Source organism: Halorussus salilacus (assembly GCF_024138125.1).
GTDB classification, from domain to species: domain Archaea; phylum Halobacteriota; class Halobacteria; order Halobacteriales; family Haladaptataceae; genus Halorussus; species Halorussus salilacus.
In genome coordinates this window covers 2,641,534-2,654,440 of the sequence record NZ_CP099993.1, presented here as the reverse complement: position 1 = coordinate 2,654,440, position 12,907 = coordinate 2,641,534, and the positions used below count along the sequence as shown (strand labels likewise).

At 69.4% G+C, this 12,907-nt stretch carries 14 protein-coding genes and 1 tRNA gene; 10 read left to right on the top strand and 5 right to left on the bottom strand.

Going from position 1 to position 12,907, the window contains the following annotated elements:
* Positions 1 to 36: 36 nt before the first annotated feature.
* Positions 37 to 1,410, bottom strand: coding sequence for an NAD(P)/FAD-dependent oxidoreductase (locus NGM10_RS13720; RefSeq protein ID WP_253479659.1), 1,374 nt, complete (start codon positions 1,408 to 1,410; stop codon positions 37 to 39).
* Between the two features lie 198 nt (positions 1,411 to 1,608).
* Here NGM10_RS13720 and NGM10_RS13715 point away from each other — a divergent pair, with 198 nt between their 5' ends.
* From NGM10_RS13715 to NGM10_RS13690, 6 genes are all read left to right on the top strand, one after another.
* On the top strand, positions 1,609 to 3,531 hold the full coding sequence (locus NGM10_RS13715; protein ID WP_253479657.1) for a serine hydrolase domain-containing protein: 1,923 nt from the start codon (positions 1,609 to 1,611) through the stop codon (positions 3,529 to 3,531).
* Positions 3,532 to 3,631: 100 nt separating this feature from the next.
* Positions 3,632 to 4,873, top strand: a complete 1,242-nt coding sequence (locus tag NGM10_RS13710) for an amidohydrolase (RefSeq protein ID WP_253479655.1) — start codon at positions 3,632 to 3,634, stop codon at positions 4,871 to 4,873.
* 98 nt (positions 4,874 to 4,971) lie between these two features.
* On the top strand, positions 4,972 to 5,163 hold the full coding sequence (locus NGM10_RS13705; protein ID WP_253479653.1) for an LSM domain-containing protein: 192 nt from the start codon (positions 4,972 to 4,974) through the stop codon (positions 5,161 to 5,163).
* Complete coding sequence (locus tag NGM10_RS13700; RefSeq protein ID WP_253479651.1) at positions 5,160 to 5,333, top strand: 50S ribosomal protein L37e; 174 nt, start codon at positions 5,160 to 5,162, stop codon at positions 5,331 to 5,333. The genes NGM10_RS13705 and NGM10_RS13700 overlap by 4 nt, the downstream gene beginning before the upstream one ends.
* A gap of 287 nt (positions 5,334 to 5,620) precedes the next feature.
* Positions 5,621 to 7,141 carry an amidophosphoribosyltransferase gene (purF, locus tag NGM10_RS13695; RefSeq protein WP_253479649.1) on the top strand — a complete coding sequence of 507 codons (1,521 nt, stop codon included), beginning with the start codon at positions 5,621 to 5,623 and terminating at the stop codon, positions 7,139 to 7,141.
* A 125-nt stretch (positions 7,142 to 7,266) separates the two neighbouring features.
* Positions 7,267 to 7,524, top strand: a complete 258-nt coding sequence (locus NGM10_RS13690) for a hypothetical protein (protein WP_253479647.1) — start codon at positions 7,267 to 7,269, stop codon at positions 7,522 to 7,524.
* Here NGM10_RS13690 and NGM10_RS13685 read toward each other — a convergent pair.
* Positions 7,512 to 8,069 (bottom strand): DUF420 domain-containing protein, encoded by a 558-nt coding sequence (locus NGM10_RS13685; protein ID WP_253479645.1) that lies wholly within the window; start codon positions 8,067 to 8,069, stop codon positions 7,512 to 7,514. The genes NGM10_RS13690 and NGM10_RS13685 overlap by 13 nt on opposite strands.
* Before the next feature lie 154 nt (positions 8,070 to 8,223).
* Between NGM10_RS13685 and NGM10_RS13680 the strand changes: the two genes are divergently transcribed.
* Positions 8,224 to 8,308: transfer RNA gene (locus NGM10_RS13680), tRNA-Leu, on the top strand.
* Positions 8,309 to 8,711: 403 nt separating this feature from the next.
* Complete coding sequence (locus NGM10_RS13675) at positions 8,712 to 9,500, top strand: HpcH/HpaI aldolase family protein (protein WP_253479643.1); 789 nt, start codon at positions 8,712 to 8,714, stop codon at positions 9,498 to 9,500.
* 10 nt (positions 9,501 to 9,510) lie between these two features.
* On the opposite strand, the gene NGM10_RS13670 is transcribed toward NGM10_RS13675, so the two are convergent.
* From NGM10_RS13670 to NGM10_RS13660, 3 genes are all read right to left on the bottom strand, one after another.
* Positions 9,511 to 9,912: an acyl-CoA thioesterase gene (locus tag NGM10_RS13670; RefSeq protein WP_253479641.1), complete on the bottom strand. Its 402-nt coding sequence runs from the start codon at positions 9,910 to 9,912 to the stop codon at positions 9,511 to 9,513.
* 134 nt (positions 9,913 to 10,046) lie between these two features.
* Complete coding sequence (locus tag NGM10_RS13665; protein ID WP_253479639.1) at positions 10,047 to 10,799, bottom strand: DICT sensory domain-containing protein; 753 nt, start codon at positions 10,797 to 10,799, stop codon at positions 10,047 to 10,049.
* A 12-nt stretch (positions 10,800 to 10,811) separates the two neighbouring features.
* Positions 10,812 to 11,222, bottom strand: coding sequence for a DUF7344 domain-containing protein (locus NGM10_RS13660; RefSeq protein ID WP_253479637.1), 411 nt, complete (start codon positions 11,220 to 11,222; stop codon positions 10,812 to 10,814).
* Positions 11,223 to 11,338: 116 nt separating this feature from the next.
* Here NGM10_RS13660 and NGM10_RS13655 point away from each other — a divergent pair, with 116 nt between their 5' ends.
* Positions 11,339 to 11,839: a helix-turn-helix domain-containing protein gene (locus tag NGM10_RS13655; RefSeq protein WP_253479635.1), complete on the top strand. Its 501-nt coding sequence runs from the start codon at positions 11,339 to 11,341 to the stop codon at positions 11,837 to 11,839.
* 62 nt (positions 11,840 to 11,901) lie between these two features.
* Complete coding sequence (locus tag NGM10_RS13650) at positions 11,902 to 12,870, top strand: sugar phosphate isomerase/epimerase family protein (RefSeq protein ID WP_253479633.1); 969 nt, start codon at positions 11,902 to 11,904, stop codon at positions 12,868 to 12,870.
* The last annotated feature ends 37 nt before the right edge of the window (positions 12,871 to 12,907 follow it).

Here is a 12,907-nt window from a genome sequence, read left to right as displayed (position 1 = left end):
GCCCGAGGGACCGTCAAAGTTCGGGAACGAGCAACCTCAGACCTCGTAGTCGTCTTCCCGGAACTGGACGTACTTGCCGTTCCGGTACTTGCGCTTGGTCATCTTGTACTTCGTGACCAGCTTCGCGCCCCGGATGCCCGACGAGAGCCGGTACTTGAGCAGTCGGCCCTCGCCCTCGTCGGCGAGGATGTCGCTTGCCATCGAGAACGTCCGGTCCCAGTCGTCGGGGCGGTAGTCGGAGACGAGGTCGGCGAAGGTGACGTTCCGGAGTATCTCCTCCCCGATGGCGTCCTTCCAGCGGTCGTTGTACGCCTCCAGTCGCCCCGTGGCGGCGAGTTCGCCCGCGATCTTGCCGGTCCGGGCCGCGACGTGGTAGCCGCCCTCGTGGAACGCCGAGGTCGTGCCCATCGCGCCGCCGACCACCGCGATGCCCGCCTTCGTCGGCGAGTCGATGGGACGGGTCGAGGAGATGGGGTAGGTCTCGGTCCCGCCGCTCTTGCCGCGGTCCTCGACGAGGGGGAAGTCGGCGAGGTCGTACTCGTCGCCGTACTCGCGTTCGAGCAGGCGCTCGATGTACTCGCCGCCCCGCGGGATTCGGTCGTCCTCGGGCCGGAGGAGGTCGTACTTCTCGCGGTCGGCGACCGCGTCGATGTCCATCCCGATGGGCATCGTCAGCCCGACCCGCGCGACCGTGCCGTCGTTCGGGAATATCCACGGATAGGCGGTCTCGCCGGGCATCACGCCCCACCAGAACTTCAGCGCCTCGGGGTCGAACAGTTCCTCGGGGAACTCCCGGTACTCCTGATAGGCGATGTGGTTCGCGCGGTCGGGGCTCAGCACCGCCGAGATGGGCCGGTCGTCGGGCGTGAGCCGGTCGAGGACTCGCATCGTGACCTGTCGCTGTGGGCCGTCGGCCAGCACCAGGTACTCGGCCTCGACCTCCTCGCCGTCCGAGAGGACGAGCCGGTGGGTGTGCCCGCCGGTCAGGTCCGACTCCACGTCGGTGACCGAGACGCCGACGCGGTACTCCGCGCCCGCGGTCTCGGCGCGCTCGCGGAACCAGTCGTCCATCCGGGCGCGGTGGAAGGTGAACCCGAACCCCTCGTCGTAGGAGGACTCGATGCCGGTGTTCTCCATCACGCACGACTCGTTGGGACCGTAGAACTCGGTCCGGTCGAGCGTCCGGAGGACCACGTCGTCGGGAATCTCCTCGAAGGGGATGTCGAGGATGTCCACCCAGTAGTCGAGCATCCCGGCGGCGTCGGTCGAGTCCGGTCCCAGCTCCTCGCGGTCGTTTCGGGGAACTCCCTTCTCGACGAGGAGGGCGTCGGCACCCGCTAGGGCCGCCTCCCGCGCGGCGGCGGTCCCTGCGGGCCCGCCGCCGACGATGGCGACGTCGACTCGCTTCATACGACTACGCTTCCCCGCCGGGTATTAAATGCTTGACCTTCCGATTCCGTGATACGGTCCGACTGGATTATCGGTCGCGCTCGCGGATTCGACCGACCGCGGTCGTTCCGCGTTCGTCCGAGGACGAACACGTCCGAGACGAACGGGCTGAACGCATGCCCCGAGGACGTATAAGTGAACGCGCGTCGTGGGGGCGCTATGGACCGAGTCAGACTGCTCCTGACGGTCTGTACCGTCCTCGTTCTCGTCGGCGCGCAGGCCGGGGCCGGATTCGCGCCCGGCCCACAGGACGACCGGGGCGTCGACTCCCGCGAGGAGGTCGAGGAGTTCGTGGACGACCGAATGGCCGAGGACCTCCGGGACCACGACGTCTCGGGCGCGACCGTGGCGGTCGTGAAGGACGACGAACTCCTGTTCGCCGAGGGGTACGGCTACGCAGACCGGCGGAACCGGACGCCGGTCGACCCGAACCACACCCTGTTCCGGGTCGGGTCGGTCTCGAAGCTGTTCGCCTGGACCGCCGTCATGCAGGGGGTCGAGGACGGGCGGCTCGACCGGGACGCCGACGTGAACCGGTACCTCGACGAGGTCGAGGTGCCAGACGCCTACGACCGGCCGGTCACGCTCGACCACCTCGCGACCCACACCGCGGGCTTCGAGGAGCAGTACCGGGGCACGTTCGTCGAGTCGCCCGAGGACGTGCGACCGCTCGGGGAGGCCCTGCGGGACGGTCCGGCCCGCGTCCGCCCGCCCGGGGAGGTCACGAGCTACTCGAACTACGGCGCGGCGCTGGCCGGACACGTCGCCGCCCGGCAGTCGGACGCCCCGACCTTCGGCGCGCACGTCGACCGGCGGATCTTCGGCCCGCTGGAGATGGACGACAGCACCTTCGCCCAGCCCGTACCCGCCGACCTCCGGGCGAACCTCTCGGCGGGCTACCGGTACGAGGACGGCGAGTTCCGGCGCGGCGAGTTCGAGACCGTCGGCATCCCGCCCGCGGGGTCGGCGAGCGCCACGGCGACCGACATGTCGAAGTTCATGCGCGCCCACCTGAACGAGGGCCAGTACGGCGACTCGCGGGTCCTCTCGGCGACCTCGACCCGCGAGATGCACCGCCAGCAGTTCGCCAACCACCCCGACCTGAACGGGGTGGCGTTCGGCTTCTACGAGCAGAGTCGCAACGGCGAGCGCATAATCGGCCACGGCGGCGACACCGAGCTGTTCCACTCGGGGCTGTGGCTGTTCCCCGAGCGCGACCTCGGGGTGTTCGTCTCCTACAACAGCCCCGGCGGTGCCGCCGCTCGCGAGGACTTTTTCGACTCGTTCGTCGACGAATTTTACCCCGCAGAGGGCTCGGAGGCGACCGACCCGCCCGTCGCCGACGCGAGCGGCGAGCCCCCGGCGCTGTCGGCGTTCGAGGGCGTCTACCGACAGACGCGGATGCCCTACACCAGCTACGAGAAGGTCGGCGCGCTCGGGGCCGACTTCCGGGTGCGGGCCGACGGGGACGCCCTCGCGGTGAGTCTCCCCGGGCAGGAGCCCGCCCGGTGGGTCCGGACCGGTCCGACGACGTTCGAGGAGGTCGACGGCGACGGCGAGCTGGGGTTCCGGGTCGAGGACGGCGAGGTCACCTACCTCTTCTTCGACCGCGCGCCGGTCCAGAGCTTCGAGCGGCTCGCGTGGTGGCAGGCGACTCCGGTCCAGCTCGGCCTGCTCGGGGCCGCGCTCGCGCTGTTCGCCACCGCGGTCGTCGCGTGGCCGGTCCTGACCCTCCGGCGCGCGTGGAAGCGCGGGCCGCCCGCGCCGGAGGGACCCCGAACCGCCCGGATGCTGGCGGGGTTCGCCGGACTGCTCGGCCTCGGCTTCGTCGCGGGATTCGCCGGGGTAATCGCGACCGACCAGTCGGTCATCCTCTACGGGTCGGCGCTGCTCGACGCCCTGCTCGTCCTCCCGGCGTTCGTCGCGGTCGCGGCGCTCGGCGCGGTCGCGCTCGCGCTCCTCGCGTGGCGCGAGCGCTACTGGGGTCTGCTCGGGCGAGTCCACTACGCCCTGCTCGCGGTCGCGCTGGTCGTCTTCTGCTGGCAGCTGTACCACTGGAACCTGCTCGGCGGGGCGCTCTGAGCGCCCCGCCGAGCCCGCGTCTCGGTCGCAGAGGCTCGGGAGCAGTCGAGCGGTCTTTCGAATCGTAATACTGATGCCGTCGCCGTCGCTGGTCCGAGTCATGCAAGCGATTGTCAACGGAACGGTTCACACGGTAACCGAACGGGGGACCGTCGAGCGCGGAACGGTCGTCTTCGAGGCGGGCGGGGCGTCGTCGCCTCGCCGAGGCGACGACGCCGGGGGCGAGATAATCGCGGTCGGCCCGGCCGACGAGGTCGAGGTCCCCGACGACGCCGAGGTGTTCGACGCCGAGGGGTCCCACGTCACGCCCGGACTGGTCGAGGCCCACAGCCACGCCGGGATGGCCGAGTGGGGCGAACCCGAGGACGGCGACTTCAACGAGGTCTCGGACCCCGTGACGCCGCACGTCAACGCGCTCGACGGCTTCCACCCGCGCGACGAGGAACTCCGGAAGGCGTTCCGCGGCGGGGTGACGACGGTCAGCGCCCGGATGGGGAGCGCGAACGTCGTCGGAGGCATCATCTGCTCGATGAAGACCTACGGCACGGTCGCCGACGAGATGCTGATTCGGGAGGACGGGATGAAGGCCGCGTTCGGCGAGAACCCCAAGCGGTTCCACGGCGACGAGAAGGACCGCCAGCCCTCGACCCGGCCCGGCGTCGCCGCGACCCTCCGACAGGCGCTGATGGACGCCGAGGACTACGTCGAGCGCCGCGAGCACGCCCGCGAGGAGGGCGACCCCTTCGAGCGCGACCTGGGGATGGAGAACCTCGCGCGCGTCGTGGAGGGCGACCTCCCCCTCCGGGTCCACGCCCACCGCGCCGACGACATCGCGACCGTGTTCCGCATCGCCGACGAGTTCGGCATCGAGGACCTCTCCATCGAGCACGCCACCGAGGGCCACGTCGTCGCCGAGGAGTTCGTCGAGCGCGACGTGCCCGCGGTCGTGGGGCCGTCCATCTCGTCGGCCAGCAAGTACGAACTCCGCAACATCACCTTCGAGACGCCGGGTATCCTCCACGAGGCCGGAGTGAAAGTCGCCATCCAGACCGATGCCCCCGTGCTACCGCAGGAGCATCTGGACGTGTGCGTCGGCCTCGCGGTCCGGGAGGGCCTGCCCGAGGAGGTCGCGCTCCGGACCGTCACGCGCAACCCCGCCGAGATTCTGGGCATCGAAGACCGCGTAGGAACGCTCGAACCCGGCACCGACGCCGACCTCGTGGTGTGGGACGGGCCGATGTTCGAACTCGCCTCGGACGCCCGGCAGGTGTTCGTGGAAGGCCAGCGCGTCTACGACAGCGACCGTGACGACGTGGACCCGCGAGAGGACTACGCCTGGTAAGTCCCGGTGCATCTCTCGTCACGATTCCGTCAGCCGAAACTTACTTTCGCGGATGCGCTTTCGGTACGTTTAAGCCTTCGACGGGTGCCGCTAATGATATGAGTGGACGACCGCTCGACGTACTGGAGGCCTCCCTCGACGAGGAGGTCACGGTGCGCTTGAAAGGCGGCGAGGAGTTCGTCGGTACGCTGACCGGCTACGACCAGCACATGAACCTCGTTCTGGAGGACACCGAGGACGAAGACACAACGATTATACGCGGCGATAACCTCGTATCGATCAACCCATGACTGGCGCAGGCACCCCGAGCCAGGGGAAGAAGAACACGACGACCCACACGAAGTGTCGTCGCTGCGGCGAGAAGTCGTATCACGTCAAAAAGAAGGAGTGCTCGTCCTGCGGCTTCGGCAAGTCGAAAAAGCGCCGCGAGTACGAGTGGCAGAGCAAGGCTGGCGAGTAGCCGGTCGGACGCGGCGAGCCATCTTCTCCGAAGTCTCCGCCGAGTAGCCAAGCGCCCAGCGACCGGTATCGCCCGGTCCGTGGGTGTCGCTACCTCGGAGGCGGTCTATTCCTCGAACGTCCCGCCGGGACGGAGGTCACGTTCGTCGAGCGCGTCCTGCGGTCGTGGCATCGAGCGAAATCGTCGCGCGCGAGTGTATGCACGTACCTGCACACTTTATCGGGTAGAGGAGAGGATTTCGACACGATAGCGAGGGTTTTTACTACAGGAGCGCCCTACCTGTTGGCATGCCAGACGGCCGGGACGCGGCCCGCGGTGGTCCGACCGACGACGACCGCTCGGGTCCGACCGACAACGCCCTTTCGGGGCCGACCGAGAAGTGCGGCGTCGTGGGCGTCTCGCTCCGCGAGCGAGACGCCGCGCGACCCCTCTACTACTCGCTGTACGCCCTCCAGCACCGCGGGCAGGAGTCGGCGGGAATCGTCACCCACGACGGGTTCCAGCAACACAGCCACGTCGAGATGGGCCTCGTCGGTGACGCCTTCGACGAGGACGACATCGAGTCCCTGCGCGGGAGCGCGGGCATCGGCCACGTCCGGTACCCGACCGCCGGGAGCGTGGACAAGTCCTGCGCCCAGCCGTTCACCGTCTCGTTCAAGAGCGGCGCGCTCGGCCTGAGCCACAACGGCAACCTCGTCAACGCCGACGAGGTCCGGGACCGCCTCGCCGCGCAGGGCCACGCGTTCACGTCGGACGGCGACACCGAGGTCATCGCCCACGACCTCGCGCGCAACCTCCTCGACGCCGACCTCGTGGAGGCGGTCGAGCAGACCATGAGCCGCATCCACGGCTCCTACTCGCTGACCATCACCCACGACGACACCGTTCTGGGCGTTCGGGACCCCGAGGGCAACCGCCCGCTGTGCATCGGGGAACTGGAGGACGGCTACGTCATCGCCAGCGAGTCGGCGGCCATCGACACCCTCGACGGCGACCTCGTCCGGGACGTTCGCCCCGGCGAACTCGTCGTCCTCGAACCCGGCGGTGAGGGGTTCGAGTCCTACCAGCTGTTCGAGCGCGAGAACACCGCCCACTGCTTCTTCGAGCACGTCTACTTCGCCCGGCCCGACAGCGTCATCGACGACGAACTCGTCTACGAGGTCCGGCGGAACCTCGGCGAGAAGCTCTGGGAGGAGGGGGGCATCGACACCGACGTGGTGATGCCGGTGCCCGACTCCGGGCGGGCGTTCGCGGGCGGGTACGCGGAAGCGGCCCAAGAGGACGGCGCAAACGTCGAGTTCGCCGAGGGCCTGATGAAGAACCGGTACGTCGGCCGGACGTTCATCATGCCCACGCAGGACGAGCGCGAGCGCGCGGTCCGGCTCAAGCTCAACCCCATCAAGTCCACGGTCGAGGGCAAGACGGTCACCCTCATCGACGACTCCATCGTCCGCGGGACCACCTCGACCCAGCTGGTCGCGCTGCTCAAGGACTGCGGCGCGGAGGCGGTCCACATGCGGATCGGCGCGCCGCCCATCGTCGCGCCCTGCTACATGGGCATCGACATGGCGACCCGCGAGGAGCTCATCGCGGCGGGGCAGTCCACCGAGGAGATTCGGGACGCCATCGACGCCGACAGCCTCGCGTACCTCTCGACCGAGGCGGTCGCCGACGCGCTCGGCAAGTCGCGCGCCGACCTCTGTCTGGGCTGTGTCACCGGCGAGTACCCCTACGACGTCGAGGGCGAGGCGACCGACCGCGAGGTGACCCGCCCCGAGGTCGGCGAGGTCGCGCCCGCCGACGACTGACCGCCCACCAGCACCGACCGCCACGAACCCACCGGCGGGCCGGACCGACCCGCGGTCGGTCCGGCCCGCCGGTCGTGTAGCCTCGGCCCCAATCGTTATCGCCCGACGTGTCGTGTCGGTGAACCGTGACCCGAGAGGACCCCGAACCCGACGAGGAGTCGGCCGAGACCGGCGAATCCGGCCGGGGTCGCGCCTCGGCGTCCGCCGAGGCGCGACCCCGGCCGGAGCTCCGGTGGGTCCAGATTCGAGACCCGCGCAGGGTCGCCGAACTCGGCCGGAACGGCCGGGTCGTCGAGAGCGTCTTCCGCGAGGGTGACGACGCGTGGGAGGTCCTACTGGTGACGTACGAGGGGGAGGGCGACGAGCGGCCTCAGAACAGATAGAGCAGGAGGTACACCACGACGCCGAGTCCGAACGAGACCAGCCAGAGCGTCGCCGCGACGCGCCCGACCCTGGGGTGGTTCGTCGCCGACAGCTCCGCGGTCGGCCGGGTCAGCGCCAGCAGGAGGACGTAGTAGAGCAGTGGGATGCAGACCACTGCCAGCAGGACGTGAATCCCGAGGACGGGGTAGAAGACGTACTGCTCGACCACCGCGGGCCCCTCGAAGGGGGTCGGCCCGAGGAGCGCGACCCGGTAGAGGTACAGCGCGAGGAAGCCCGCGAACAGGACGACGCCCGCGAGCATGCCCGTGCGGTGGCGCTCGACGTTCCCGCGACGAATCGCGCGCCACGACGCCGCGACGACCGCGAACGCGACGGTGCAGATGGCGGCGTTGACGTGCGGAATCGCGGCCAACACCGAGTCGGGCGCGCGCGGGAGCACCCCCTCGGGGACGACCTGAAGCGCGGCCGCGAACACGAGCGCGAGCGAGACGACGGTCAGCAGGCCGGTCAGCGCGGGGACGTGGCGCTTCACGAGACGTTCCATGGTCGGAGCTATGGAGCCCATCCAAATACGCCTTGCCGTGCGGTCGCGGTTCCCGCGACCGCACGGCGTGCGTGTCCGTGCCGTCCCCGAGTTGAAACGAAAGGCCTTTTATTCGGGTAGCATCTACGTTCGAGTGCGGAGAAAGACCCAGCGAGCGTGGGTAGCCAAGCTAGGCCAACGGCGCAGCGTTGAGGGCGCTGTCCCGTAGGGGTCCGCCGGTTCAAATCCGGTCCCACGCATCGCAAGCGCGATACACTCGCGCACAGGATGCAGGTGGAGTCCCTTGGGACTGCACCCACGCACAATTCCTTCCGGACGTTACGTTTCGAGTAGCGGTGAGCCCTTCGTTCGGCTGAGGGCGCTGTCCCGTAGGGGTCCGCCGGTGAGCAGTCGGCGGTGTTGACTGCGAACCCTGCAAGTCGCAGGCCCGGAACGGCGCGAAGCGCCGCATGCCCGGAACGTCTTGCTTCGGTTCAAATCCGGTCCCACGCATCGCAAGCGCGATACACTCGCGCACAGGATGCAGGTGGAGTCCCTTGGGACTGCACCCACGCACAATTCCTTCCGGACGTTACACTCGACAGCGGCCGGTGTCGTCGCGTCGCCAAGTCATTTATTGGTGTTCTCACCGTCGTCCGATTCATGGGGGACGAACGCAGCAATCAGCTTCGCGAGACGCTCGACGCCGGAGACGTTGCGCTGGGGGTTCTCGACAACGCGTACAGTCCGACGCTCGTCGAGTTCTACGCCGAACTCGGCCTCGACTTCGTGTGGCTCGACCTCGAACACGGGGGACCGAGCCCGTGGGACGCCGAGCGACTCGACGGCCTGCTCCGGGCGGCCGACGGGACCGACACGGAACTGCTCGTCCGGGTTCCGACGCCCGAACCGGGCCTCGTGCGCAAGACCCTCGACGCGGGGGTCCGGAACCTGTTCGTCTCGCGCGTCGAGACCGCCGAGGAGGTGCGACGCGTCGTCCGGGCCGCCCGATTCGAGTACGACGGCGGGCCGGGCGAGCGCGGCCTCGCGAACCCGCGCGCGAGCCGCTGGGGGACCGCCGACGAGTACGTCCGGACCGAAGACGAGGAGACCCTCGTTGGCGTGACGATGGAGAACCCGACCGCGGTCGAGAACGCCGAGGAGATCCTGTCGGTTCCCGACCTCGGCTTCGTGTTCCTCGGCCCGCTCGACCTCTCGGTCTCGATGGGCCACCCCGGGGAACCCGACCACCCCGAGGTGGAGGAGGCGGTCGAGGCGGTCCGGGCGGCCGCGGTCGACGCGGACGTTCCGGTCGGCGGCCTCGGCTTCGGGATGGACGACGTGAACGAGAAGGCCGAGTCGGGCTACCAGCTACTGAACCTCGGGAGTACGACCGGAGCCCTGCAGGAGGTCGTCACGTCGTGGTTCGACGAGTATCGAGGGAACGGGTGAGCCACCTCGGTCACAGCCCCTCGAACGCCGCGATCCGTTCGCGCCACTCGTCGGGAATCGACCGCGAGGACCCCGATTCGCGGTCGACCACGACCTGCACGCTCCGGCCGGTCGCCGCGACCTCGCCGTCGGCCCGGACCTCGTACTCCATCGGCAGCGAGGAGTCGCCGAGTTCGGGGACTCGGATGGCGACCGTCACGTCGTCGCCGAGTTCGACCGGCCGGTGGAAGTCGATTTCGAGGCTCGCCAGCACGGTCGCGACCTCGTGGAGCGGGGTGTCGAGGGCCTCGCGGAAGTAGGCCACCCGCGCCTCCTCGAAGTAGGTCGCGTAGACCGCGTTGTTGACGTGCCCCATCGTGTCGAGGTCGCGGAACCGAACGTCCACGTCGGCTTCGAAGGCGTAGTCCGTCATCGTCCGGAGGTCCGAGCGGGGGGTAGTTCGGTCTATCGCTCTGGGCTCGCGGGTCGGCACGCGGGACTCGGCGCTCGCGCGAACCGCGCGAGCGCCGAGTCCCCCACACGACGCGAGACCGAGCGTCCGCCGGGCTACCCGTACGTCCGCTCTAGATAGGCGTCGATTTCGGCGACCGTCTCGGGGTCGTAGGTCCAGAAGCCGTCGAACTCCCCGGAGTCGCCCCGCTCGGCCGCGACCAGCGCGCACGCTTGCTCGGGGTCGCCGCCGCCGTCGAAGACAACGAACCAGAACTCCCCGATTTCGTCGCTGTCGACCGCGTGGAGCGCCAGCCCCTCCGAGGCGGGGGCGTCGGAGGTCCAGTCCGGACGGAGGTAGACGTGAACGTCGAGTAGCGACTCGGCCGCGAGCGACTCGTAGAGTTCGCGCTGGGCGGCGAGCGCCGACCCGCGCTGGAAGCCGGTCCGTAGCGTCCCCGCGCCGAGTCGATAGGCCCGGTCCTCTATCTCGCGGGTCACCGCGAGCATCCGCCGCCTGTCGAACGAGACGAAGGTGGTGTCGGCGAGCAGGCCCAGCAACGCCCGGGTAGCGTCGGAGGGTCCGAGGGATTCGGTCGAGGGGTCGCCCGGGACGCTCCCGGTCCGGGACCTCCTCGGCGACTCGCCGAGGAGGTCCCGGACCGCGGCCGCGCCGACGCTCCCGACGAACTCCCCGCGGTCGGTCACGACGACGAAGCCGCCCGAGCCGTCGTCGGGAATCGAGACGTGATCGACCGCGACGGTGCGTGTCTCGAAGTGTGATTCGAGCCGCTCGAACCGCTCGGGTGCGAACACGGTGAGTGTTCGTTGGCGGGCGGTCGCGTCGTCGAGGAAGTCTCTGAGGCTCATGGTGCGTGTCGCTCAATCGCCGGGCGCGTCCCGTGAGCCCCCGCCGCGTTCGCGGTCGGTCGCGAGCGAGCGCTCGATGGTCGCGTCGAGGAACGCCGGGAGCGCGCGGAGCGTGACCTCCCCCGAGTCGAGGTCGTAGCAGACGATTCCGGCCGCCGCGAGTCTCGGCAGGTGGACGTGGTGGAGTTCGGCCCGGACGCGCTCGCGGTCCTCCGGCGTCGCCACGCCCGCCTCGTCCTCGCGGGCGCGGAGCCATCCCGCGACGACCGTCGCCAGCTCGTCGAGGGTGGCCGACTCGCGTTCCCGGAGGTAGTAGAGCGCGTGCCTGCGCTCGGCGGCAGACAGGACCGCGAACGTCGCGTCGACCTCCGCCGACCTGCCGCGCTCGGGGCCGTCGGACTCGGGCGAGTGTCGGGGCGTCACGGGAGTGAACTACTCGCCGAACGGGGATGAGGGTTTGGGGTGGTGCCGTTCCGGTCGCGTTCGACGGGGCGACCGCAATCCCGGTATTCAAATGCGTCGTCTGCGTACTAACCGTTATGGCCAAGTATTCGACGGGCGGGTCGTCCGGTTCGAGCGGGGGCGGCGCGTGCGAACTCTGTGGCAAGTCGAGCGATTCGCTGACCGAGGCCAACGTGGCCGGGGCGCAGTTGCAGGTGTGCTCGGAGTGTGCCTCGCACAACGACAATGCCGCGACCGACGACGCGACCGCCGAGGAGCGCGAGCGCAAGCGCCGCGCGGCCCAGAACACCGCGAAGGCCAGCGGCGTCTACAACGACGACTCCACCCACTGGGAGGAGGAGGGGACCAACTACGACGACGACCCGCTACCGTACCTCGTGGCCGACTACGGCGAGACGGTCGAGCGGGCCAGACAGGCCGAGGGCCTCCAGCGCGACGAACTCGCCGAGGACCTCGACGTCGACGAGAACGACCTGCTCGCGGTCGAGCAGGGGCGGGCGAATCAGGCCAACGTCGGCGGGTCGGTCGTCCGGGCGCTCGAAGACCGCCTCGACGTGACGCTGGTCGAGGGGACCTGACGGGGATTTTCGGGGGCCGTTTCCCCGTAATCTTATTGACTATCCCTGTAGTGATTTTGCGTATGGACATCGGTGTACACACGCCGCCGCTGTACGGCGAGTCGCTGGAAGACGCGCTGGCGTACCTACACGGAATCGGCGTCGACGCCATCGAACCCGGCGTGGGCGGCCATCCGGGCGACGACCACCTCCCGCCCGAGGAGTACCTCGACGACGAGGACGCCCAGCGCGACCTCCACGACGTGCTCGACGAGTACGAGATGCGCATCTCCGCGCTGGCGACCCACAACAACCCCATCCACCCCGACGAGGAGGTCGCCGCGGAGGCCGACGAGGAACTCCGAGACGCCATCGACCTCGCCGACCAGCTCGACGTGAACACCGTCACCTGCTTCTCGGGGCTGCCCGCGGGCGGCCCGAACGACGAGGTCCCCAACTGGGTCACCGCGCCGTGGCCGGGCGAGCACGCCGACGCCCACGAGTACCAGTGGGAGGAGGTCGCGATTCCCTACTGGTCGGACCTCGCGGCGTACGCCGACGACCGCGGCGTGGACCTCGCGGTCGAGATGCACCCCAACATGCTGGTGTACGAGCCCACGGGGATGCTCCGACTGCGCGAGGAGACCAACGACCGGGTCGGCGCGAACTTCGACCCCAGCCACCTCTACTGGCAGGGCATCGACGTGACCGACGCCATCCGCTTCCTCGGCGAGCACGACGCCATCCACCACTTCCACGCCAAGGACACCAAGGTCTACGACGCGCAGGCCCGGTACAAGGGCGTGCTCGACACCACGCCCTACGACGAGGAACCCGACCGCTCGTGGCTGTTCCGGTCGGTCGGCTACGGCCACGGCGAGGGCCACTGGAAGGACATCGTCTCGACGCTCCGGATGGTCGACTACGACGGCGCGCTCTCCATCGAACACGAGGACTCGCTGACGAGTTCGAACGAGGGACTGGAGAAGGCGGTGTCGATGCTCCAGCGCGCCGTCTTCCGCGACCGGCCCGGCGAAGCCTACTGGGCGTAAGCCGGGAGCGGCCCGAACCGGGCGTGAGTTCGGAACT

Coding starts and splice junctions, on each gene's coding strand:
- NGM10_RS13720 (WP_253479659.1), bottom strand. CDS start 1,410: ATGAAGCGAGTCGACGTCGCCATCGTCGGCGGCGGGCCCGCAGGGACC.
- NGM10_RS13715 (WP_253479657.1), top strand. CDS start 1,609: ATGGACCGAGTCAGACTGCTCCTGACGGTCTGTACCGTCCTCGTTCTC.
- NGM10_RS13710 (WP_253479655.1), top strand. CDS start 3,632: ATGCAAGCGATTGTCAACGGAACGGTTCACACGGTAACCGAACGGGGG.
- NGM10_RS13705 (WP_253479653.1), top strand. CDS start 4,972: ATGAGTGGACGACCGCTCGACGTACTGGAGGCCTCCCTCGACGAGGAG.
- NGM10_RS13700 (WP_253479651.1), top strand. CDS start 5,160: ATGACTGGCGCAGGCACCCCGAGCCAGGGGAAGAAGAACACGACGACC.
- purF (WP_253479649.1), top strand. CDS start 5,621: ATGCCAGACGGCCGGGACGCGGCCCGCGGTGGTCCGACCGACGACGAC.
- NGM10_RS13685 (WP_253479645.1), bottom strand. CDS start 8,069: ATGGAACGTCTCGTGAAGCGCCACGTCCCCGCGCTGACCGGCCTGCTG.
- NGM10_RS13675 (WP_253479643.1), top strand. CDS start 8,712: ATGGGGGACGAACGCAGCAATCAGCTTCGCGAGACGCTCGACGCCGGA.
- NGM10_RS13670 (WP_253479641.1), bottom strand. CDS start 9,912: ATGACGGACTACGCCTTCGAAGCCGACGTGGACGTTCGGTTCCGCGAC.
- NGM10_RS13665 (WP_253479639.1), bottom strand. CDS start 10,799: ATGAGCCTCAGAGACTTCCTCGACGACGCGACCGCCCGCCAACGAACA.
- NGM10_RS13655 (WP_253479635.1), top strand. CDS start 11,339: ATGGCCAAGTATTCGACGGGCGGGTCGTCCGGTTCGAGCGGGGGCGGC.
- NGM10_RS13650 (WP_253479633.1), top strand. CDS start 11,902: ATGGACATCGGTGTACACACGCCGCCGCTGTACGGCGAGTCGCTGGAA.